The organism is Streptomyces sp. Isolate_45 (genome assembly GCF_024721315.2).
GTDB lineage: Bacteria > Actinomycetota > Actinomycetes > Streptomycetales > Streptomycetaceae > Streptomyces.
The window spans coordinates 1-22,206 of sequence record NZ_JANFAK020000131.1 but is presented as its reverse complement, the minus strand read 5'-3'; the positions used below and the strand labels follow the sequence as shown (position 1 = coordinate 22,206).

The 22,206-nt window shown below is 69.6% G+C and carries 18 protein-coding genes; 5 read left to right on the top strand and 13 right to left on the bottom strand.

Going from position 1 to position 22,206, the window contains the following annotated elements; all coding sequences use genetic code 11:
• From NOD94_RS31200 to NOD94_RS31140, 13 genes are all read right to left on the bottom strand, one after another.
• On the bottom strand, nucleotides 1–318 hold a 318-nt coding region (locus NOD94_RS31200; protein ID WP_281209523.1), incomplete at its 3' end, for an ATP-binding cassette domain-containing protein.
• Nucleotides 311–1,285: an ABC transporter ATP-binding protein gene (locus tag NOD94_RS31195; protein ID WP_281209522.1), complete on the bottom strand. Its 975-nt coding sequence runs from the start codon at nucleotides 1,283–1,285 to the stop codon at nucleotides 311–313. The genes NOD94_RS31200 and NOD94_RS31195, both read right to left, overlap by 8 nt.
• 15 nt (nucleotides 1,286–1,300) lie before the next feature.
• Nucleotides 1,301–2,248, bottom strand: a complete 948-nt coding sequence (locus NOD94_RS31190) for an ABC transporter permease (protein ID WP_281209524.1) — start codon at nucleotides 2,246–2,248, stop codon at nucleotides 1,301–1,303.
• 70 nt (nucleotides 2,249–2,318) lie between these two features.
• Nucleotides 2,319–3,242 carry an ABC transporter permease gene (locus NOD94_RS31185; RefSeq protein WP_281209521.1) on the bottom strand — a complete coding sequence of 308 codons (924 nt, stop codon included), beginning with the start codon at nucleotides 3,240–3,242 and terminating at the stop codon, nucleotides 2,319–2,321.
• 85 nt (nucleotides 3,243–3,327) lie between these two features.
• Nucleotides 3,328–4,959, bottom strand: coding sequence for an ABC transporter substrate-binding protein (locus NOD94_RS31180; RefSeq protein WP_281209520.1), 1,632 nt, complete (start codon nucleotides 4,957–4,959; stop codon nucleotides 3,328–3,330).
• A 105-nt stretch (nucleotides 4,960–5,064) separates the two neighbouring features.
• A complete protein-coding gene (locus tag NOD94_RS31175) occupies nucleotides 5,065–6,003 on the bottom strand; it encodes a GNAT family N-acetyltransferase (protein WP_281209519.1) in 939 nt (312 codons plus the stop codon).
• Nucleotides 6,004–6,147: 144 nt separating this feature from the next.
• The gene (locus NOD94_RS31170) at nucleotides 6,148–7,194 is read right to left on the bottom strand and encodes a dipeptide ABC transporter ATP-binding protein (protein WP_281209518.1); all 1,047 of its coding nucleotides are present in this window, start codon (nucleotides 7,192–7,194) and stop codon (nucleotides 6,148–6,150) included.
• On the bottom strand, nucleotides 7,187–8,245 hold the full coding sequence (locus tag NOD94_RS31165; protein WP_281209516.1) for an ABC transporter ATP-binding protein: 1,059 nt from the start codon (nucleotides 8,243–8,245) through the stop codon (nucleotides 7,187–7,189). Before NOD94_RS31165 ends, NOD94_RS31170 begins: the two co-directional genes overlap by 8 nt.
• A 13-nt stretch (nucleotides 8,246–8,258) precedes the next feature.
• Nucleotides 8,259–9,227, bottom strand: coding sequence for an ABC transporter permease (locus NOD94_RS31160; RefSeq protein ID WP_281209515.1), 969 nt, complete (start codon nucleotides 9,225–9,227; stop codon nucleotides 8,259–8,261).
• A complete protein-coding gene (locus tag NOD94_RS31155) occupies nucleotides 9,220–10,164 on the bottom strand; it encodes an ABC transporter permease (RefSeq protein ID WP_281209514.1) in 945 nt (314 codons plus the stop codon). The genes NOD94_RS31160 and NOD94_RS31155 overlap by 8 nt, the downstream gene beginning before the upstream one ends.
• 92 nt (nucleotides 10,165–10,256) lie before the next feature.
• The gene (locus NOD94_RS31150; protein ID WP_281209513.1) at nucleotides 10,257–11,876 is read right to left on the bottom strand and encodes an ABC transporter substrate-binding protein; all 1,620 of its coding nucleotides are present in this window, start codon (nucleotides 11,874–11,876) and stop codon (nucleotides 10,257–10,259) included.
• Nucleotides 11,877–12,452: 576 nt separating this feature from the next.
• Nucleotides 12,453–14,357 (bottom strand): translational GTPase TypA, encoded by a 1,905-nt coding sequence (gene typA / locus NOD94_RS31145; protein ID WP_281209512.1) that lies wholly within the window; start codon nucleotides 14,355–14,357, stop codon nucleotides 12,453–12,455.
• 353 nt (nucleotides 14,358–14,710) lie between these two features.
• Nucleotides 14,711–17,146, bottom strand: coding sequence for an ABC transporter family substrate-binding protein (locus NOD94_RS31140; protein ID WP_281209511.1), 2,436 nt, complete (start codon nucleotides 17,144–17,146; stop codon nucleotides 14,711–14,713).
• Nucleotides 17,147–17,502: 356 nt separating this feature from the next.
• On the opposite strand from NOD94_RS31140, the gene NOD94_RS31135 reads away from it, so the two are divergent.
• The 5 genes from NOD94_RS31135 to NOD94_RS31115 all read left to right on the top strand — a co-directional run.
• Entirely contained in the window at nucleotides 17,503–17,727 is a 225-nt protein-coding gene (locus NOD94_RS31135; protein ID WP_281209510.1) for a hypothetical protein, read from the top strand.
• Between the two features lie 96 nt (nucleotides 17,728–17,823).
• Complete coding sequence (locus tag NOD94_RS31130; protein WP_281209509.1) at nucleotides 17,824–18,648, top strand: hypothetical protein; 825 nt, start codon at nucleotides 17,824–17,826, stop codon at nucleotides 18,646–18,648.
• 1 nt (nucleotide 18,649) lies between these two features.
• On the top strand, nucleotides 18,650–20,581 hold the full coding sequence (locus NOD94_RS31125; RefSeq protein WP_281209508.1) for a fumarate reductase/succinate dehydrogenase flavoprotein subunit: 1,932 nt from the start codon (nucleotides 18,650–18,652) through the stop codon (nucleotides 20,579–20,581).
• Nucleotides 20,578–21,351, top strand: coding sequence for a succinate dehydrogenase/fumarate reductase iron-sulfur subunit (locus NOD94_RS31120; RefSeq protein ID WP_281209507.1), 774 nt, complete (start codon nucleotides 20,578–20,580; stop codon nucleotides 21,349–21,351). The genes NOD94_RS31125 and NOD94_RS31120 overlap by 4 nt, the downstream gene beginning before the upstream one ends.
• Before the next feature lie 68 nt (nucleotides 21,352–21,419).
• On the top strand, nucleotides 21,420–22,206 hold a 787-nt coding region (locus NOD94_RS31115; protein ID WP_281209506.1), incomplete at its 3' end, for a serine/threonine-protein kinase.

Genomic DNA, 22,206 nt, shown 5'->3' with positions numbered 1-22,206 from the left:
CGAGGTGTACGGGTCCTGGAACACCATCTGGATGTTGCGGCGGACGGCCTTGAGGGCCTTGCCGGACAGCCGGGTGAGGTCCTCGCCCTTGTACGAGATCGATCCCGCGGTCGGGCGCTCCAGGTTGACCAGCATCTTCGCGACGGTGGACTTGCCGCAGCCCGACTCGCCGACGATGCCGAGCGTTTCGCCCCGGGCGAGGGCGAAGGAGACCCCGTCGACGGCCTTGACCGCGCCGACCCGCTTCCTGAAGAGGATGCCCTGGGTCAGCGGGTAGTGCTTGACGAGATCGCGGACCTCCAGGATGGCTTCAGGCACCGAGGCACTCCTTCCAGAAGAAGCACGCGCTCGTCCGGTCCGGACCCACCTCGGCCAGCGGCGGCACCTCGGTGCGGCAGACCGGCCGGGCCATCGGGCAGCGCGGGTTGAAGGCGCAGCCGGGCGGGATGGCGAGCAGGTTGGGCGGCAATCCCTTGATCGCGTAGAGCTCCTGGCCCTTCTGGTCCAGGCGCGGGATCGAGTCGAGCAGGCCGCGGGTGTACGGATGGGCGGGGGCGCCGTAGATCGCGTGGACGGGGGCGGCCTCGACGATCCGACCCGCGTACATGACGGCGATCTTGTCGGCGACGTCGGCGACGACCCCGAGGTCGTGGGTGATCAGGATCAGGCCCATGTTGAGTTCGCGCTGGAGCTCGGCGAGCAGGTCCATGACCTGCGCCTGCACGGTGACGTCCAGGGCCGTGGTCGGCTCGTCGGCGATGATGAGGGAGGGTTCCAGGGCCATCGCCATGGCGATCATGATGCGCTGGCGCATGCCGCCGGAGAACTGGTGCGGGTAGTCCCCCACCCGTTCCTTCGCGGCCGGGATCTTCACCCGGTCCATCAGCTCGACGGCCTTGGCGCGGGAGTCCCTGCGGGACATCCCGCGGTGGACCTCGTACATCTCGCCGAGCTGGGCGCCCACGCTGACCACGGGGTTGAGGGAGGACAGGGCGTCCTGGAAGATCATGGCCATCTTCGCGCCGCGGATCCTGCGCCGTTCCTCCTCCTTCATCTTCAGCAGGTCCTTGCCCTGGAAGAGGATCTCGCCGCCCGCGATCCGGCCGGGCGGGGTGTCGAGGATGCCCATGACGGCCTGGGCGGTGACGGACTTGCCGGAGCCGGACTCGCCGAGCACTGCGAGGGTCTCGCCCTCGTCGACCGAGTAGTTCACGCCGTTGACGGCCTTCGCGACGCCGTCGCGGGTCTTGAACTCCACGTGCAGGTCGCGGACTTCGAGCAGCATCTGACGGCTCACTCCTCAGCGCAGCTTGGGGTCGAGGGCGTCGCGCACCGCGTCGCCGAGCATGATGAAGGCGAGCACGGTGATGCTGAGCGCGCCCGCGGGATAGAGCAGCATGTGCGGGGCGTTGCGGATCTGCGGGGCGGCGTTGGAGATGTCGATGCCCCAGGAGACCGTCGGCGGGCGCAGGCCGACGCCGAGGAACGACAGGGTGGCTTCGAGCGCGATGTAGGTGCCCAGCGCGATGGTGGCGACGACGATGACGGGCGCGACGGCGTTGGGGGCGACGTGCCGCAGCAGCATCCGGCCGTTGCCGGCGCCGAGGGCGCGGGCGGCCTGGACGTAGTCGTTCTGCTTGGCGGTGATGACCGAGCCGCGCGCGATGCGGGCGATCTGAGGCCAGCCGAGCAGCACGATGAACCCGACGACGGGCCACACGGTGGTGCTGGTGACGACGGACAGGAACACGAGGCCGCCGAGGACGACGGGGATGCCGAAGAAGATGTCGGCGACCCGGGAGAGCAGCGAGTCCCCCCAGCCCCCGAAGAAGCCGGCGAGCCCGCCGAGCACGGAGCCGAGCAGGGCGGCTCCGACGGTCGCGCAGATGCCGACGGTGATGGAGGCGCGGGCGCCGTAGACGGTCCGCGTGTAGACGTCGCAGCCCTGGGTGTCGTATCCGAAGGGGTGGCCCGGGGAGGAGCCCTCCTGGGACTTGGACAGGTCGCACTGCAGCGGGTCGCCGCTCGCGATGAGCTGCGGCCAGATCGAGATGACGATGAGGAAGAGGATCAGCAGCGAGGAGACGATGAAGACGGGGTTGCGGCGCAGTTGGTGCCAGGCGTCCGACCACAGTGAGCGGGCCTTCTCGCCGGAACCGCCGGGGCCGCCGGTCTTCCCCATCCCCTCGACGCTCTCGGCCTCCTCCAGCGCGAGGTCCATGGCGCCGCCCTGGCCGGTGGGTGACATGGCCTCTTCCCCTCGGGGGCCGACGGGGTCGTACCCGCCGGGGTTGTCGGGATGCTGCGGGTGCTCGGGCTCAGGCATAACGGATCCTCGGGTCCAGGACCGCGTAGAGCAGGTCGACGAGCAGGTTCGCCAGCAGGAAGACGATCACGAGGATGGTCACGAAGCCGACCACGGTCGGTGAGTTGTTGCGCAGGATGCCCTGGTAGAGCTGGTAGCCGACGCCGTGGATGTTGAAGATCCGCTCGGTGACGATGGCACCGCCCATGAGGGCGCCGATGTCGGTGCCGATGAAGGTGACGACCGGGATCAGGGAGTTGCGCAGCAGGTGGCGGGTGATGACCCGGCGGCGCGGCAGCCCCTTGGCGACGGCGGTGCGGACGTAGTCGGCCTTGACGTTCTCGGCGATGGAGGTGCGCGAGAGGCGGGTGACGTACGCGAGGGAGACGAGGGCGAGGACGATGCCGGGCAGGATCAGCTCGCTGAAGGGCGCCTCCGGGGAGACCGTGGGCCGTACCCAGCCCCATTTGACGCCGAAGAGGTACTGGAGCAGGTAGCCCGTCACGAAGGTGGGCACCGAGATGACGACGAGGGTGAGCACCAGGACGCTGGTGTCGGTGGCCCTGCCGCGGCGCAGGCCGCTGACGACGCCGAGGGTGATGCCGACGAAGACCTCGATGACGATCGCGACGATGGTCAGGCGCAGGGTGACGGGGAAGGCGCTCGCCATGAGTTCGGTGACGGGCTGCCCGTTGAAGGCGGTGCCGAAGTCGCCCTGGAAGATCTGGCCCATGTAGTGGAGGTATTGCTTCCACAGGGGTTGGTCGAGGTACAGGTCCTTGCGGATGCGGGCCGCGGTGGCGGGGTCCGGTGCCTTGTCGCCGAAGAGCGCGGCCACCGGATCGCCGAGCGCGTACACCATGAAGAAGATCAGGAAGGTGCTGCCGATGAACACGGGGATCATCTGGAGCAGCCGCCGGATCACATAACGTCCCATGGAGTGCTCCATGCTGTCGGTGGGCGCGGCGGGCCTCCCCCGCCCCGGGGGCGGTGGGAGGCCCGGTTCGATCCGTCGGAGGCGGTCAGGCGACCTTGATCTGGTCGTACACGGGGACGCTGAACTGGTTCAGGGCCACGTCGGAGAGCCGCTCGGAGTAGCCCGCGCTGCCGTTCTGGTACCAGAGCGGGATGGACGGCATCTGCGCGGCGAGGATCTTCTCCGCGTCGCGGAAGATCGCGGTCGCCTTCGTGGCGTCGTTCTCCTTGTTGGCGTCGTCGATGAGCTTGTCGAAGTCCGGGTTGCTGAACTTCCCGTAGTTGGAGGAGGCGTCGGTGTAGTAGAGCGGCTCCAGGAAGTTCTGGATCAGCGGGTAGTCGGCCTGCCAGCCGGAGCGGAAGGGCCCGGTGAGCTTGAAGGAGCTCTGCTGGTTGCGGAAGTCCGCGAAGGTGCCGACCGGGTTGACCGTGCAGACGGGGCCCTCGCCGAGCGCGTTGTTGATGCTGTTGCAGACGGCGTCCATCCAGTCGCGGTGCGAGCCGGTGTCCACGTTGGAGGTCAGCGTGACCTTGCCGCCGGGGAGTCCGCCGCCCTCCTGGATGAGCTTCTTGGCCTCGACCGGGTCGTAGACGCAGCCGTCCCCGCAGGCGGTCTCGGAGAACCCGCCCGCCTCGCCGAGCGCCGGGGAGGTCCAGTCCTTGGCCGGGGTGCGGGTCTCGCGGAAGATCTGCTTGGTGATCTCGTCGCGGTTGATCGCCATGGAGATGCCGCGGCGGACCTTCTCCATGCCCTCCTTGCCCCACTGCGGGTCGTACAGCGGGAAGGTGAGGGTCTGGATGATCAGCGCCGGCTGGTTGATGTACCGGTCACCGAGGTCGTTCTTGACGTTCTTCAGCTGCTGCGCCGGGACGTCGTCGACCAGGTCGAGGTTGCCGGAGATCAGGTCGGTGTAGGCCGTGTTGTTGTCGGTGTACACCTTGAGGTCGACGCCGCTGTTCTGCGCCTTGTCCGCGCCCGGGTATGCCTCCCAGGCGCGCAGCTTCATGCCGGTGCCCTTGGTGTACGAGTCCACCGTGTACGGGCCGTTGCCGACGGGCTTGGCGAGCCAGCCTGTGTGGTCGGTGAAGAAGGACTTCGGCAGCGGGGAGAAGGCCTGGTAACCGAGGGTCTCGGGCCAGGTGGAGAACTTCTCCTTGAGGGCGACGGTGAACGTCCTGGGGTCCTTGACGACCAGCCCGGACATGGTCTTCGTCTTCGGCTCGCCGGAGGCCGGGTGCACGTCGTCGTAGCCGACGATGTCGGAGAAGAACGGCGAGTTGTTCTGCTTGTTGCGGACGTCGGCCCCGTAGTTCCAGGCGTCCACGAAGGACTGCGCGGTGACCGGCTCGTCGTTGCTGAACTTCCAGCCGTCCTTCAGCGTGATCGTGAAGTTCTGGCTGTCGGTGGTCTCGATCTTCTCGGCGAGCATGTCCTTGGCCTCGCCGGTCTTCGCGTCGTACCGCTTGAGGCCGCGGAACAGCATGTCGAGGACCTTGCCGCCCTGCACCTCGTTGGTGTTGGCGGGCTCCAGCGGGTTCTGCGGGTCACCCCACGAGGAGCTGACGATCCCCGCGCCGCCGCCCGCGTCCCCGCCGTCGCTGCCACCGCCGCAGGCCGTCACCGTGAGGGCGACGGCCGCGGCGCATGCGGCCCACTTGACGTGGGTGGCTCCGCGCATGGAGTGCCTCCTATGGGTCCCGGACTCGCTTAGGGCCCACTGTCACCCTCCGCACGGCCCCCCACACTCCCCTTCGACCGATTGCACCCGCGCGTCACGCCGCTGTCACCCCTGCGGGTGCAAGGGCAGCTCCCAGGTGTCGACCGCGTAGTGCAGCGCCATGCCGTGCGCCTCGTACAGCGCGAGTGCGCCCGTCTCGTTGTGGGTGTCGACGCCCAGGCCCACCGTTCGGCGGCCGCGGGCCGCGTAGGCGGCGAAGCCGTGGCGCAGCAGGTGGCCCCCGATGCCGCGGCCGCGGAGGCCCTCGCGGACACCGATGTGGCTGAACCAGCCCATGCTGGTGCGGTCGTCCCGGGTGAGGAGCACGGCGACGTCGCCCTCGGCGGGCAGCGAGGCGATCCACACCAGCGACCAGTCGAGTCGGCGGGCGTCGAGGTGGTCCAGCCAGGGCTCGTACGCCCGGTCCACGTGTCCGAAGTGCGCGGCGAAGGTCTCCTCGACGAGGGCGTGGGCCCGGCGCCGGTCCGCCTCGTCGGCGGCGCAGTCGCGCAGCGTGAGCCCGGCCGGTGGGGCGGGCGGCAGGTCCGTGTCCGGGGCGAGGGCGCGGGTCATCACCTGGTAGCGGCGGATCGTGCGGTAGCCGCGCTTCCCGAGCAGGCCGAGGTCGAGGGTGGGCCTCACGTTGAGCTGGATCCGCAGGCGGGCTCCCGGTGATCCGGCCGCGAGGACGGCCGCCCGGCCCTCCATCAGCGTCAGCAGTCGCAGGGCGGCCTCGTCCTCGCCGGGCAGGACGTAGTGGTCGCCGTCGACGCGGCCCGGCCCGGAGTCGGCCCAGACCAGGGCGTAGGCGACGAGCCGGCCGCCGCGGAAGGCGAGCCAGGAGTCGGCGGCCAGGTCCACGTCGGGGTGGTTGAGATCGGCCTCGACCGTGCCCAGGTCCGTCTCGGGTCTGCCGATCTCGATGACGTCGACGGCGTTGAGCAGTGCGCAGATGTCGGACGCGTCCCCGGGCCCCGCCGGACGGACGGTCAGCAAGTCGGTCATCCGCCCACTCTCGGCGCCGCCGGGGGCCCGCCGCAACCGGCTTTGCCTCCCGCGTCCGGGCCCCGGACGCGCCGGGGCGCCCGGACCGGAGGTTTCCGGTGCCGGGCGCCCTGGGTGTCGTACGGCCGTGGCCGCGGCGGGGGATCAGACGGGCAGGACGGCCCGCTCCTCCGCGAAGTGGCACGCCGACTCGTGCGCGGCCGGGGTGGCCACGCCCGTGAAGCGCGTCGGGATCGCCAGCAGCGGCTCCTCCTCGGCGCAGCGCGCCTCGGCCTTCCAGCAGCGGGTGCGGAAGCGGCAGCCCGACGGCGGGTTGGCCGGCGAGGGAACGTCGCCGGTGAGGATGATCCGGTCGCGGCCCTCACGGGCCTCCGGGTCCGGCACGGGCACGGCGGAGAGCAGTGCCTGCGTGTACGGGTGGGTGGGGTGCTCGTAGATCTCGGCGTCGGAGCCGATCTCGGCCATCTTGCCCAGGTACATGACGCCCACGCGGTCCGAGATGTGCCGGACGATCGAGAGGTCGTGCGCGATGAACACGTAGGACAGGTTGAACTCGTCCTGCAGCTTGCCCATCAGGTTGATGACCTGCGCCTGCACCGACACGTCGAGCGCGGAGACCGGCTCGTCGCAGATGATGATCTCCGGGTTGAGCGCGAGGCCGCGGGCGATGCCGATGCGCTGGCGCTGGCCGCCGGAGAACTGGTGCGGGTAGCGGTTGATGTACTCCGGGTTCAGACCCACGACGTCCAGGAGTTCCTGGACCTTGCGGCGCCGGTCGCCCTTGGGAGCCACCTCGGGGTGGATCTCGTAGGGCTCGCCGATGATGTCGCCGACCGTCATGCGCGGGTTGAGCGAGGTGTACGGGTCCTGGAACACCATCTGGATGTTGCGGCGGACGGCCTTGAGGGCCTTGCCGGACAGCCGGGTGATGTCCTGGCCCTTGTAGAAGACCTCGCCCGCGGTGGCCTTCTCCAGGCTCATCAGCAGCTTGGCGACGGTGGACTTGCCACAGCCGGACTCGCCGACGATGCCGAGGGTCTCGCCCTGGTAGAGGTCGAAGGAGACGCCGTCCACGGCCTTGACCGCGCCGACCTGCTTCTTGAACAGGATGCCCTGGGTCAGCGGGAAGTGCTTGACCAGGTTGCGCACCTGAAGGATCGGCTCGCCCTTGGGCTTGGTGAGGTCAGCCATGGATCTGCTCCTTCCAGAAGTGGCACGCGCTGCCGCGGCCGGGCAGCTCGGTGCCGTCCTGCTCGGTCACCTGGTGCAGCACGGGTACGTCCGTGCGGCAGATGTCCTGAGCCTTGGGGCAGCGCGGGTTGAAGGCGCAGCCCGAGGGGATGGCGAGCAGGTTGGGCGGCAGGCCCTTGATCGCGTAGAGCTCCTGGCCCTTCTGGTCCAGGCGCGGGATCGAGTCGAGCAGGCCGCGGGTGTACGGGTGCGCGGGGCGCTTGTAGATCTCGTGGACCGGGGCGTTCTCGACGATCCGACCGCCGTACATGACGGCGATCTTGTCCGCGACGTCGGCGACGACGCCGAGGTCGTGGGTGATCAGGATCAGGCCCATGTTCATCTCGCGCTGGAGTTCCGCGAGGAGGTCCATGACCTGGGCCTGGACCGTCACGTCGAGGGCCGTGGTCGGCTCGTCGGCGATGATCAGGTCCGGCTCCAGGGCCATCGCCATGGCGATCATGATGCGCTGGCGCATGCCGCCGGAGAACTGGTGCGGGTAGTCGCCCACGCGCGCCTTGGCGGCGGGGATCTTCACCCGGTCCATGAGCTCGATGGCCTTGGCCGTCGAGTCCTTCTTGGACATGCCGCGGTGCACCCGGAACATCTCGCCGAGCTGGGCGCCGACGGTGTGCACGGGGTTCAGCGAGGACAGCGCGTCCTGGAAGATCATGGCGATCTTCGAGCCGCGGACCTTGCGGAACTCCTCGGTCGACAGCTTGAGCAGGTCGGTGCCCTGGAACAGGATCTCGCCCTGCGGGATCTTGCCGGGGGGCATGTCGAGGATGCCCATGATGGCCTGCGCCGTCACGGACTTGCCCGAGCCGGACTCGCCGAGGACGGCGAGGGTCTCGCCGGCGTTCACCGAGTACGAGACGCCGTTGACGGCCTTGGCCACGCCGTCGCGGGTGTGGAACTCGACGTGCAGGTCGCGCACGTCCAGCAGGGGGGTGTTGCCCTCCGGCGCCGATCGGGGCGCGGGGACGTTCGAGGTCTTGTCGATGATGGTCAACGTACGCCCTTCCTCAGCGCAGCTTCGGGTCGAGGGCGTCGCGCACCGCGTCGCCGACCATGATGAACGCGAGCACGGTGATGCTCAGCGCGATGGCCGGGAAGAGGAGCACGTGAGGTGCCTGCAGCCAGCGGACGGAGGCGTCGCTGACCATCAGGCCCCAGGAGATGCCGGGCGGCTGGACGCCGATGCCGAGGTACGACAGCGCGGACTCCGCGCCGATGTACACACCGAGGCTGATCGCACCGACCACGATGACGGGCGCGATCGCGTTGGGCAGGATGTGCCGCAGCGTGATGCGCATCGTGCCGGCGCCCAGTGCGCGGGCGGCGACGACGTAGTCGTTGTTCTTGTTCTGCAGCACCGAGGAACGCATGATGCGGAAGATCTGCGGCCAACCCAGGGTGGCCAGCACGACGGAGACCGTCCAGGCGTTGCCCTTGCCGAGACCCGACATGATCAGCATGCCGCCGAGGAGCAGCGGGATGGCGAAGAAGATCTCGGTGAAGCGGGACAGGATGCTGTCGACGAATCCACCGATCCAGCCGGCGATGAGGCCCAGCGCGCCACCGACGACGACCACCAGCGTGGTCGTGACGATGCCGACGATGATCGAGTTGCGGGCGGCCCACACGGTGCGCGTGTAGACGTCGCAGCCCTGGACGTCGAAGCCGAACCAGTGCTCGGCGCTCGGCTTCTTGAGCGAGTCCTGCAGCTTGCACGCGCCGGCCTCGAAGGGGCTGCCGGGCGTGAACCACTGCGGGACCGCGGAGAGCACGAGCAGGATGAGGACGAGCGCGCCACCGATCAGGAAGATCGGGTTGCGTCGGAGGTCGGAGACGGCGTCGGACCAGAGGCTGGCCTCGCGCTCCTTCTTCGGCTTGCCGTGGCCGGGCTTGCCCGCGGCCGGTCCGCTCGCGGAGGGAGCTTCGGCGGTCTGGGTGTCGGTCAACTCATCCCCCACCGTAGTTGTGTCACGCATAGCGGATCCTCGGGTCGAGCACTGCGTAGAGCAGGTCCACGATCAGGTTGGCGACGAGGTACACGATGATCAGGAGCGAGACGACGCCCACGATCACGGTGCCCTCCTTGCGGTACACCGACTCGGCCAACAGGCCGCCGATCCCGTGGATGTTGAAGATCTTCTCGGTGATGACCGCGCCGCCCATCAGGGCTCCGAGGTCGGCGCCGAGGAAGGTGACGATCGGGATGAGGGCGTTGCGCAGACCGTGGTTGACGACGACGCGGCGACGGGGCAGACCCTTCGCGGTCGCGGTGCGCACGTAGTCCGAGCGCATGGTCTCCATCATCGACGTACGGGTCAGTCGGGCCACGTACGCGAGCGAGGTCGAGGCGAGTACCAGCGCCGGGAGGAGGTAGGCGCGGATGCCGTCGTTCTCGTTGAAGGAGACGGAGAAGAAGTCGATGCCCCAGCTGTTCTTGAGCTGGACGCCCAGCGTCAGCTGGAGGACGAACCCGCTCACGAAGACCGGGACCGAGATGACGAGCAGGGTGGAGAGCAGGACGAGCTGGTCGAGGAACTTGCCCCGGCGCAGGGCGGCCATGATGCCGGCGGTGACGCCGACGGCGGCCTCGATGACGAACGCGACGATCGCGAGGTTCATCGTGTACGGGAAGGCTTCGGTGATCTTGTCCCAGACGGAGCGTCCGGTCAGGGTCTCGCCGAAGTTGCCCTGGAACAGGTTGGTTATGTAGTTCCAGTACTGCGACAGGAACGAGTCGTCGAGGTGGTACTTCTCGCGAAGCATCGCCGCGACGATCGGGTCCGCCTTCTTCTCTCCGGCGAGTGCCTGGATGGGGTCACCGGGGAGTTTGAACGCGAGCCAGTAGATGAGGAACGTGGCACCGATCAGGACAGGGATCGCCTGTATGAGTCGGCGGATGAGGTAGCGGCCCATCAGACCTCCAGCAAGAACAGGGGGAAAGGGCAGGCAGGCGGAGACCTGCCTCCGCCTGCCCGCCCCCGGGTTCCCCTAAGTGAAGAGGGGTGTTAGTTGAGTTCGACGTTCGCCAGGTCCATGCGGCCCTGGGCGTCGACCTGAACGTTCTTCACGGACTTGGAGTAGGCCGCAGAAGACATGTACGTGAAGACCGGGATGTACGGAAGGTCGCGGATGATGATGTCATCGGCCTTCTGGTACAGCTTCAGGCCCTCGGCCGGGTCGGTGGCCTTGTCGGCCTCCGCCATCAGGGCCTCGAACTCGTCGTTCTTGTAGTGGCCGTAGTTGGAGCCGTTCTCGATCGCGACCTTCGAGAAGATCGGACGGAGGTAGTTCTCCGCCGCCGGGTAGTCCATGGACCACGCCATGCGGAAGGCGCCCTTGTACTTCGAGGCACCGAGGTCGTCCAGCAGCTCACCGAACTTGGCGTACGGCTTGGTGGTGACGTCCACGCCGAGGTTGGCCTTCAGCTGGTTCGCGACGGCCTCGATCCACTCCTTGTGGCCGCCGTCGGCGTTGTAGCCGAGCTCCATCTTGTTGCCGGGGACCCCGCCGGCCTTGGTGAAGATCTCCTTCGCCTTGGTCGGGTTGTACGTCCCGACCTCGCCCAGGGCGCCCTTGCGGTAGCCCGGGATGATCGGGCTGATGAAGTCGTCGGCCGGCTTGCGGGTGCCGTTGAAGATGGTCTTCGTGATGGCGTCCCGGTCGATGGCCATGGAGATGGCCTGACGGATCTCCACCTTGCCGTACGTCTCGGGGTTCTGCTCCAGCGGGAGACCGAGGTAGCCGACGCCCGACTCGGGCTTGTACAGGTAGCGGTCGCCGAACTCCTGCGAGACGTTGGCCATCGCGGAGATCGGGAGCTTGTCGACGATCTGGAGGTTGTCGGCGCGCAGGTCGTTGTACGCCGTGTCCAGGTTGTCGTAGATCTTGAAGGTGACGCCGGACAGCTTGGCGCGACCCTCGGACGGGTACTTGTCGTACCGCTTGACCTTGATCTGCTTGTTGTGCTCCCAGGCGCCGTCCATCTGGAAGGCGCCGTTGCCGATCGGGGCCTCGCCGAACTTCTTCGGGTCGGCCTCGAACGCCTTCGGCAGCGGGTAGAAGGCGTTGTAGCCCAGCATCGTCTTGAACTGGGAGAAGGCTTCCTTCAGCGTGACGGTGAAGGTCTTCTCGTCAACGACCTTCAGGCCCTTGAGCTCCTTGGAGGTGGGCTTCTTGTCCTTGCCCGGCGCGAGCTCGTCGGAGCCCTCGATCTTCGAGAAGAACGGCAGGCCCTCGGCCGCGTTGTCCTGGTTGGCACCCCAGTTCCAGGCGCGGACGAACGACTGGGCGTCGACCTTCTCGCCGTTGTGGAAGGTGTAGCCGTCCTTGATCTTGATGGTCCAGGTCTTCGAGTCCGTGGTGTCGATGGACTCCGCGACCGCGAGCTTCGGCTCGTTGGTCTTGTTGTCGTAGTCGACCAGACCGGTGAAGAGCGCGTTGAGGACCTCGGCGCCCTCGGACTCGGCGGTGTTCTGACCCACCAGACCGTGCTGCGGCTCGCCCAGCAGCACGGTGATGTTGCCGCCCTCGCCGCCCGCGTTGTCCTTGCTGGTGCTGCAAGCCGTGGCAGCCATCGCCACGATGACGGCACCCGCGACCCACTTGGCGCTCGTTGCTCCGCGCATGGGTAATTGCCTCCTCAGGAGTCACTGTCGATTCGTGAAGGACCCGGCTCCGCTGACACCCCTGACAGCGAAATCCGGTCCCATCGTGTGTGCTCGTGAGTCGACGCTCCCCACAGCGTGTGACCCATTGACCCGAGCTCAATGGAGCCATCCTCAGGGACACCCAGACCGTAAACCACACTTAAGTGGTCTCGTTTTCACAACATCACCGCATGGCGAAAACCCGATATCCGGACAAACGGATATGAGACAGACACGTGCGAAACGGACGGTTAGCCCACCTTCCGGAGTGTCACGGTCGGAATGCGGACACCAGAACGCAACAATCCGGTTGACAAAAGCGAACGGCCCCTCCCCCCTGCCGGCTCGGCGGGGGGAGGGGCCGTTTCCAGCCGGACGACTTTTCGACAGTCGATCGGATGGCCGCGCTCCCGCTGCGGTACCGCGATGACGGTACGACAGCTCCCTCGGAACCCTCTCGGGTTCCTCCGGGGTCCTACTGGTGTTCCGGTACTGACCGGCCCTGCGCGCCCGCCGGTCGGGGGACGTGGCCCCCGACCGTCGGACGCGTCCGCCCTACTTGCCGGACTTGGCGCGCGAAGCCGTGCGCGAACGGTCCTTCTGGTCCAGGACGACCTTGCGGATGCGGACGGCCTCCGGGGTCACCTCGACGCACTCGTCGTCGCGGCAGAACTCGAGGGACTGCTCCAGGGAGAGCTTGCGCGGCGGCACCACGTTCTCGGTGTTGTCCGCCGAAGCCGCACGCATGTTGGTGAGCTTCTTCTCCTTGGTGATGTTCACGTCCATGTCGTCGGAGCGCGAGTTCTCGCCGACGATCATGCCCTCGTACACCTCGGTGCCGGGCTCGGTGAACAGGACACCGCGCTCCTGCAGGTTGATCATCGCGAACGGCGTGACCGAACCGGAGCGGTCGGCGACCAGCGAACCGTTGTTACGGGTCACCAGCGGGCCGAACCACGGCTCGTGGCCCTCGTGGATCGAGTGGGCGATGCCGGTGCCGCGCGTACCGGTCAGGAACTCGGTACGGAAGCCGATGAGGCCGCGCGAGGGGACGACGAACTCCATGCGGACCCAGCCGGAGCCGTGGTTCGACATGTTGTCCATGCGGCCCTTGCGGACGCCCATGAGCTGCGTGACCGCGCCCATGTGCTCCTCGGGGACGTCGATCGTCATGCGCTCGACCGGCTCGTGCACCTTGCCGTCGACCTCCTGCGTGACCACCTGCGGCTTGCCGATGGTCAGCTCGAAGCCCTCGCGGCGCATCTGCTCGACCAGGATGGCGAGCGCGAGCTCACCGCGGCCCTGGACCTCCCAGGCGTCGGGACGCTCGGTGTCGAGGACGCGGAGCGAGACGTTACCGACCAGCTCGCGGTCCAGACGGTCCTTGACCTGGCGGGCGGTGACCTTGCGGTCCTTGACCGCGGACTTGGCGTCCGCGCCCTTGCCGCTGCCGCCGCGGCCGACCATCGGGGAGGTGTTCGTACCGATGGTCATGGAGATCGCCGGCTCGTCGACCGAGATCAGCGGAAGCGCGATCGGGTTCTCCGGGTCGGCGAGGGTCTCGCCGATCATGATGTCGGGGAAACCGGCGACCGCGCAGATGTCACCCGGGCCCGCCACCTCGGCCGGCTTGCGGGTGAGCGCCTCGGTCATCATCAGCTCGGTGATGCGGACGTTCGAGATCGTGCCGTCACGCTTGATCCACGCGACGGTCTGACCCTTGCGGAGCTCACCCTGCTCGACGCGCACCAGGGCGATGCGGCCCAGGAAGTTGTCGGCGTCCAGGTTGGTGACGTGGGCCTGGAGCGGGGCCTCCTCGTCGTACACCGGGGCGGGGACGTGCTCCAGGATGGTGGAGAAGAACGGCTCCAGGCTGTCGCTGTCCGCGGGGACGGTGCCGTCCTCCGGCTTGGTCAGCGACGCGACGCCGTCACGGCCACAGGCGTAGACGATCGGGAACTCGATCTGGTCCTCGTCCGCGTCCAGGTCCAGGAACAGGTCGTAGGTCTCGTTGACGACCTCGTCGATCCGGGAGTCCGGGCGGTCGGTCTTGTTGATGCACAGGATGACCGGCATCTTCGCCTGCAGCGCCTTGCGCAGCACGAAGCGGGTCTGGGGCAGCGGACCCTCCGAGGCGTCCACCAGCAGGACGACCGCGTCCACCATGGACAGACCGCGCTCGACCTCACCACCGAAGTCGGCGTGGCCGGGGGTGTCGATGATGTTGATCGTGATGGGCGCCCCGCCGGACTTGGGGTGGTACTTCACCGCCGTGTTCTTGGCGAGGATCGTGATGCCCTTCTCACGCTCCAGGTCGTTCGAGTCCATCATGCGGTCGTCGAGGTGCTGGTGGGCGGCGAAGGCACCGGCCTGCTTGAGCATGGCATCGACGATGGTCGTCTTGCCATGGTCGACGTGGGCGACGATGGCGACGTTACGGATGTCGTGGCGCGTGGGCACTTCGGCGCTTCTCCCGGGATCGTGGATGGCGTCGCGTACGGCCTGGCACGCGCGCCTCGACCGGGCGAAAACCTGCCACGGCCTTACCCCATCGTACGTCGGATGGCGGGAACCGCCTGCCGGGGGGTCTGTCAAGAGGCCGGACGAGCGAGGACGGCCGGGTGTGGGGTGGGGAGTCCCGGCCGTCGGTGGAGCCTGTGTTCATGCGGGTCAACGGGTATGCACGACCTTGCCCGCCGGGTCTCCGGCGGGCAAGGGACTTGAGTCACTTCTGAGCTTGCGAATCGCCGGTTACCCGGTACCGCACCCGTTTGTCACCACTTCTCCTCCGGCGGTACGCCCGCCGTCCCCCACTACTTCTTCTTGTCCTTCGCCTGGACGGCCTTCTTCCACCCGATGTCCTGGAAGCGGGGCGCTCCGAGGCCGAAGGCGCCGGCGTTGACGAGGCCGGGCTTGGCCGCCACCAGCTCGGGGCGCTGGTAGAGCGGGACGGATCCGGCGGCGGCCCAGATCCGGGCGTCCGCCTTGCGCATCAGCTCGCGGGCCTCCTTCTCGTCGAGCTCGCCGAGGGCCTCGTCGAAGAGCTGGTCGATGTGGTCCGTGCCGACGCGGGTGTAGTTCTGTTCGACGAGCAGCGAGCCGTCGGCGGCCGGCTCCGGCTTGGCGAAGATGGGCCGGGCGTCGGTGGCCGGGTAGGCCGTCGCCGGCCAGGAGTAGAGGGCCAGGTCGTACTGGCCCGAGGCGATGTGGTCCTTGAAGAAGCTCTCGTCCGCGACCTTGGTGATCTCGGTGCCGACGCCGATCTCCTTGAGCATCCCGGCGATCCGCTCGCCGACCGAGCGCAGGGCCTCCGAGCCCGGGCCGGCGGGTAGCACGAAGCGCAGGGTCAGCTGCTTGCCGTCCTTGGCGAGCATGCTGCCCGAGGTGCGGGACGTCTGCTTGACGGGTGCGGGGGCCGGGCTGGCCTCGGCGGGCTCCTTGGCGTCGCCCTCGTCCGCCGCGGCCTCGGCTTCGGCGCGCTTGCCGTCGTCGACGGCCTCGGCCTGCGCCAGCAGGGCGTTCTCCTGCTGGGCGGCGAGGGAGGCCGGCGCCAGGGCGGCGGCCCGGTCCTCCGGGGCTCCGGGTCCGCCCGGGGCGAAGGCGTCGGCGTCGACGATCTCCCCGTCGAGGCCGTACGCGGAGCCGTCCGGGAGCGGCGGCATGGCGTCGTGCCCGCGCTCGCCCTCGTGGTCGCCCGGAGCGGCGGCCGGACGGCCGGGGAGGGCTCTGGTGCGGGCGGTCAGCTGGGCCGTGGCCGAGCGCAGGTCGCCGTTGCGGCCGTCCTCCTGGCCCACGATGTAGAGGCCGTCGTTGCCCGTGCCCGGGCCGGCCGCGGCCGAGGGGGTCTTCGAGTCGTCCTGCCCGGCGCTCTCCGGGCCCGCCTTGGTGCCGGGGTCGGTCAGCCTGCCGCCCCGGCGCCACCCGGCGTCGGCGAGGAGGGCCTGGGAGGCCTTCGGGTCCCGGCCTCCGAGGGCCTCGCTGTTGTCGGCGTACGCCTGCTGTCCGGCGAGTGCCAGGTGGCTGCCGACGGGTTCGGCGGGCAGTCCGAGCGGCTTGAGCACGATCTCGGCCAGCGCCTTGCGGTCCAGGGCGCGGGCGACGGCGCGCCGCACCCGTTCGTCGGCCAGCGGCCCGGAGGCGCCGTTCATGGCCAGCTGGGTGTAGGCCGGCTCCAGCGACTTGCGGACGGCGAAGGTGCGCAGGGCGGCCTGCTCGTCGGCGTACTTCTTGACGGCGTCGGCGTTCTTCTGCCGCAGCTCCTGCTCCTCCCTGGCCTTGCCCTCGTCCGCGCCGTGGGCCAGCGCCCAGGACAGGGTGGCCTGCGCCGGTGTCAGCGCCGCGCCGGGGCCGTGCGCCCCGTTCGCGCCGTGCGCGCGCCCGGCGTCTCGGTGGGCGAGGGCGATCCGGTCGGCGCCGGCCCGGTCGAGTTCACCGAGGTCGATCTTCCCGGCGGCCAGCGCGGCCGGCCGCTGCGCGCGGGGCACCGCCGTCAGGACGAGGGTGTCGAGCTTCGCGGGGTGGCCCCACCAGCGCGGATTGCGGGTCAGCGCGGCGGTGCCGGTCTTCTTGTCGATGGCCCCGAGGGTGAAGGGTCCGGCGGTGACCTTGAGGGCGCCGCGGGCGCCCTCGTTGAAGGCGTCCGGGGTACCGGTGACCTGCTTCGGGTACAGCGGGCTGAACAGCGACCGCCAGTCCGTGTACGGCTTGGAGAAGGTGACCTTGACCTCCAGGTCGGTCTTGCCCTTCTCGATCTTCTCGATCCGGTCGTAGCCCGCGTTGCGGGCCGTCCAGTACGCCGAGTCCTTGCCGTTCAGGGCCCGCCACTGGGCCACGAAGTCCGCGGCCCCGATCTCGCGGCCGTCGCTCCAGACCGCCTGCTGGTGCAGCTTGTACAGGACGACCTGCTTGGGTTCGCGCTCGACGACCTCGGCCTTCTCCAGGTAGTCGGGATTGGCCGCGGGCCGGCCCTTGCCGTCCAGGACGAAGAGGTGCGGCAGGACCGCGCCGGCGATGCGGGAGGTGGTGGCGTCGGCGTCGGCCTGGAACGTGTTCAGCGTGTCCGGCAGGCTGTCCACGGCCCAGCGCAGGACGCCGCCGTCCGTGACCCGGTCGCGGGCCGTCGCCGCGATGTCCGGACCCGCTGCGGCCCGTCCGCCTTCGTCGTCGCCCGCGCCGCAGCCCGCGAGGAGCGGCAGTGCGAGGACTCCCGAGGTCAGGAGCGCCAAGGACCTGCGCGTTCGCTGGGACATGGGTGGTACCTCCGGAGCGGGGCGTGATGGGACACGAAAAGTGGGGGTCAAGATCACGTTCGGCGGTATATGGAGCTGATCACACTGGTGTCGAAAACCACTGAAATAGACAGCCCCCCGGCCTCCCCGGAGCCGGACCGCGCCACGCCGCGAACCCCACCCGGGCGGACCAATCCGGCTTGCGGCGCGGGCACCGGTTCCCCCGCACGGGGGACGGTGAGGGGGCGGGAGGGGCGCGCGTTTCGGCCTGCGCGCCCGCAATCGCCGCACGTCTCTTCACAACCGGGGACGGGAGGGGTGACACTCGCAGGCGCCCATGAGCACGGTCACCGCACCCGCGGAAGTGAGGGCACGTCATGTCCCTGCAAGACGATCTGACCGCCGTACGACGCAACCTGGACGAGCTGGTCCGCTCGGTGGAGCGGCTGGAGCAGGACATCGCCCGGCAGGCACCGGGCGGCGCGCCGCAGCCGCCCGGCCGGGCCCCGATGATCACCGTCCCGGACACGCCGTACGACAGCACCCTCTGGACGGACTCCGACGACGAGGGCCTCGGGGCCCGCGACCGCCGCGCCCCCTGACGCGCCGTCGGACCGCCCGCACCCACCCCATCTGGCCCGGCGCCCGCGGCGCCGGGTCTCCTGGGCCACCCCTCGACACTCCACCCGGAGTTCTCCTTGGCCACAGGCACGGAACCATCCCAGCAGCGGCCCGGCGGCGTCCACGGACCCTCCCGGGCCGCCATCGCGGCCCGGCACCTGCGGACCGACCGGTGGTGGCTGTCGCCCGCCGGCACGGCGGCCGGGCTGCTCGCCTTCATCGCGTACTCGACCTGGCGGGCGTTCGCCAACGCCCACTACTACGCGGCCCCGTACGTCTCGCCCTTCTACTCCCCCTGTCTGGCGGAGAACTGCGAGCGGATGCGCGGCGGCCCCAACCTGGACCTCCTCGGCAGTTGGTGGGGCCTGTCCCCCGCCCTGCTGATCCTGGTCTTCCCGCTCGGCTTCCGGCTGACCTGCTACTACTACCGCAAGGCCTACTACCGGGGCTTCTGGGCGTCGCCGCCCGCCTGCGCCGTCGCCGAGCCGCACTCCTCGTACACCGGTGAGACGCGCTTCCCGCTGATCCTGCAGAACGCGCACCGTTACTTCTTCTACGCGGCCGTCCCGGTCGCCGGGATCCTCACCTACGACACCGTGCTGACCTTCCGCGACGCGCACTACGAGTGGGGCCACGCGGGCCTGGGCACCTTGATCTTCCTGGTCAACACGGTGCTGATCTGGGCGTACACCCTGTCCTGCCACTCCTGCCGGCACATCATGGGCGGCCGCCTGAAGCACTTCTCGAAGCACCCGGTGCGCTACCGCCTGTGGGGCTGGATCAGCCGGCTCAACGCCCGCCACATGCAGTTGGCGTGGGCCTCGCTGATCAGCGTGGCCGTGTGCGACCTCTACGTGTACCTGCTGGCCACCGGCACCTTCGACGACCCGAGGATCTTCTGACATGGCGCAAGTCGACCGGCAGCAATGGGACGTGGTCGTGGTCGGCGCGGGCGGCGCCGGGCTGCGGGCCGCCATCGAGGCCCGGGAGCGGGGCGCGCGGACGGCCGTGATCTGCAAGTCCCTCTTCGGCAAGGCCCACACGGTGATGGCGGAGGGCGGCATCGCCGCCTCCATGGGCAACGTCAACGAGGGCGACAACTGGCAGGTCCACTTCCGCGACACCATGCGCGGCGGGAAGTTCCTCAACCAGTGGCGGATGGCCGAGCTGCACGCCAAGGAGGCGCCGGACCGGGTCTGGGAACTGGAGACGTGGGGGGCGCTGTTCGACCGCACCCCCGACGGGAGGATCTCCCAGCGCAACTTCGGCGGGCACGAGTACCCGCGCCTCGCGCACGTCGGCGACCGCACCGGCCTGGAGTTGATCCGCACCCTCCAGCAGAAGATCGTCGCCCTCCAGCAGGAGGACTTCAAGGAGCACGGGGACTACGAGGCCCGGCTCAAGGTCTTCCAGGAGTGCACCGTCACCCGGATCCTGAAGGATCGCGGTCCGAACGGGGACGCCGTCTCGGGGGCCTTCTGCTACGAGCGCGAGTCCGGCCGCTTCTTCGTCCTGGAGGCCCCGGCGGTGGTCCTGGCCACGGGCGGGATCGGCAAGTCCTTCAAGACGACCTCCAACTCCTGGGAGTACACCGGGGACGGGCACGCCCTGGCGCTGCTCGCGGGCGCGCCCCTGCTGAACATGGAGTTCGTGCAGTTCCACCCGACCGGCATGGTCTGGCCGCCCTCGGTCAAGGGCATCCTCGTCACCGAATCGGTGCGCGGCGACGGCGGGGTGCTGCGCAACAGCGAGGGAAAGCGCTTCATGTTCGACTACGTCCCGGACGTCTTCAAGGAGAAGTACGCCGAGTCGGAGGAGGAGGGCGACCGCTGGTACGAGGACCCGGACCACAACCGGCGTCCGCCCGAACTGCTCCCCCGCGACGAGGTGGCCCGGGCGATCAACTCCGAGGTCAAGGCGGGCCGCGGCTCCCCGCACGGCGGGGTGTACCTCGACGTGTCGACCCGGATGCCGGCGGAGCGGATCCGGCGGCGGCTGCCCTCCATGTACCACCAGTTCAAGGAGCTGGCGGACGTGGACATCACCGCCGAGGCGATGGAGGTCGGCCCGACCTGCCATTACGTGATGGGCGGCATCGCGGTCGACTCCGACACCGCTGCGACCGTGGGCGTGCCCGGGCTGTTCGCGGCCGGCGAGGTCGCGGGCGGCATGCACGGCTCGAACCGGCTGGGCGGCAACTCGCTCTCCGACCTGCTGGTGTTCGGCCGGCGGGCCGGGCTGCACGCGGCGGAGCACGCCGCCGCGGCCGGGGCCGTGCGTCCGGCCGCCTCGCAGGAGCAGGTCGACGCGGCGGCGGCGGAGGCGCTGGCCCCCTTCCACGCCGCCGAGGGCGCGGAGAACCCGTACACGCTCCACCAGGAGCTCCAGACGACGATGAACGACCTGGTCGGCATCATCCGCCGGGAAGGCGAGATGGCCGAGGCGCTGGAGAAGCTCGCGGGGCTGCGCGTACGGGCCGCGCGCGCCGGGGTCGAGGGGCACCGGCAGTTCAACCCGGGCTGGCACCTGGCGCTGGACCTGCGCAACATGCTGCTGGTCAGCGAATGCGTGGCCCGCGCGGCCCTGGAACGCACGGAGAGCCGGGGCGGGCACACCCGGGAGGACTGCCCGGCGATGGAGCGGGACTGGCGCGCGGTGAACCTGTTGTGCGTTCCCGCGGAGTCCGGGCCGGACCCCGCGGACCCGGCGGACCCGGCGGCCGACCGGATCGCGCTCGTCCGCACCCGGACCGAACCCATCCGCCCGGACCTGCTCGCGCTGTTCGAGAAGGACGAGCTGGTCAAGTACCTCGCCGAAGAGGAGCTCTACGAGTGACTACCTACGATGCCGCCTTCCGGGTCTGGCGCGGCGACGCCGAGGGCGGCGAACTCCAGGACTTCACCGTCGAGGTGAACGACGGCGAGGTCGTACTGGACATCGTCCACCGGCTCCAGGCGACGCGGACCCCGGACCTGGCGGTGCGCTGGAACTGCAAGGCGGGCAAGTGCGGTTCGTGCAGCGCCGAGGTCAACGGACGACCGCGGCTGCTGTGCATGACGCGGATGTCGGTCTTCGACCGGGACGAGACGGTCACGATCACCCCGCTGCGGGCGTTCCCGGTGGTCCGGGACCTCGTCACGGACGTGTCCTTCAACTACGCGAAGGCTCGGGAGGTGCCGGCCTTCGTACCGCCGGAGGGGGTGCCGGCGGGCGCGTACCGGATGGACCAGGTGGACGTGGAACGCTCGCAGGAGTTCCGCAAGTGCATCGAGTGCTTCCTGTGCCAGGACACCTGTCACGTGGTCCGCGACCACGAGGAGAACAAGGGGGCCTTCGCCGGTCCGCGCTTCCTGATGCGGGTCGCCGAACTCGACATGCACCCGCTGGACGCGGCGGCCGAGGCCGGTCTGGACCGCGGGCGCGCGGCACAGGAGGAGCACGGGCTCGGCTACTGCAACATCACCAAGTGCTGCACGGAGGTCTGCCCGGAGGGCATCAGGATCACCGACAACGCGCTCATCCCGCTGAAGGAGCGGGCCGCGGACCGCAAGTACGACCCGCTGGTGTGGCTGGGGAGCAGGATCCGCAGGCGCGGCGCACCGTAGGGGCGCCGTGACCGGTCGACCCCCTGCCGTTCACTTCGCGGTACACAATGCCCCCTGGGGAAACGTCGTTGACGTGGAGTCAGGGGGCATGCGCGGTGCGGGTGGGGGACGAACTGGCCGGCCGGTACCGGCTGGACGAGCGGCTCGGTCGGGGCGGGATGGGCGAGGTGTGGCGCGGGCACGACCTGAGCCTGGACCGGTCCGTCGCGGTGAAGGTGCTGCTGGAGGCGGCGACGGGCGACGAGGTGGCCTCGCGGTTCCGGCGCGAGGCGACGATCGGGGCACGGCTCCAGCACCCGGGGATCACCGTCGTGCACGACGTGGGCCGGCAGGACGGCCGGCTCTTCATCGTGATGGAGCTGCTGTCCGGCGAGGACCTGGCCACGGTGCTGGCCCGCTCCCCGGGCGGGCTGCCCGTGGCGACGGCCCTGGACCTGGCCGCGCAGACGGCCGAGGCGCTGTCCGCCGCGCACGCGCAGGCCGTGGTGCACCGGGACCTCAAGCCCGGCAACCTGTTCCTGCTGCCCGGCGGCCGGCTCAAGATCTGCGATTTCGGCATCGCGCACTCCTCGGACGCCACGGCGGGCTGGACGGTCACGGGCCGGATGTTCGGCACCCCCGCCTACATGGCGCCCGAGCAGTGGCGGGGCGAGCGGGTCGACGCCCGCTGCGACCTGTACGCGCTGGGGTGCGTGCTGTACGCGCTGCTGAGCGGGGAGCCGCCCTTCGGCTCGGCCGGGAGCCCGTACGCCCTCATGGTGCGGCACATCGAGGAGGCGCCGGCCGCGCTGCCGGTGGCGCCGGGGCCGGCCGCGCTGCTGGCGACGCTGCTGGCGAAGGCCCCGGCCGACCGCC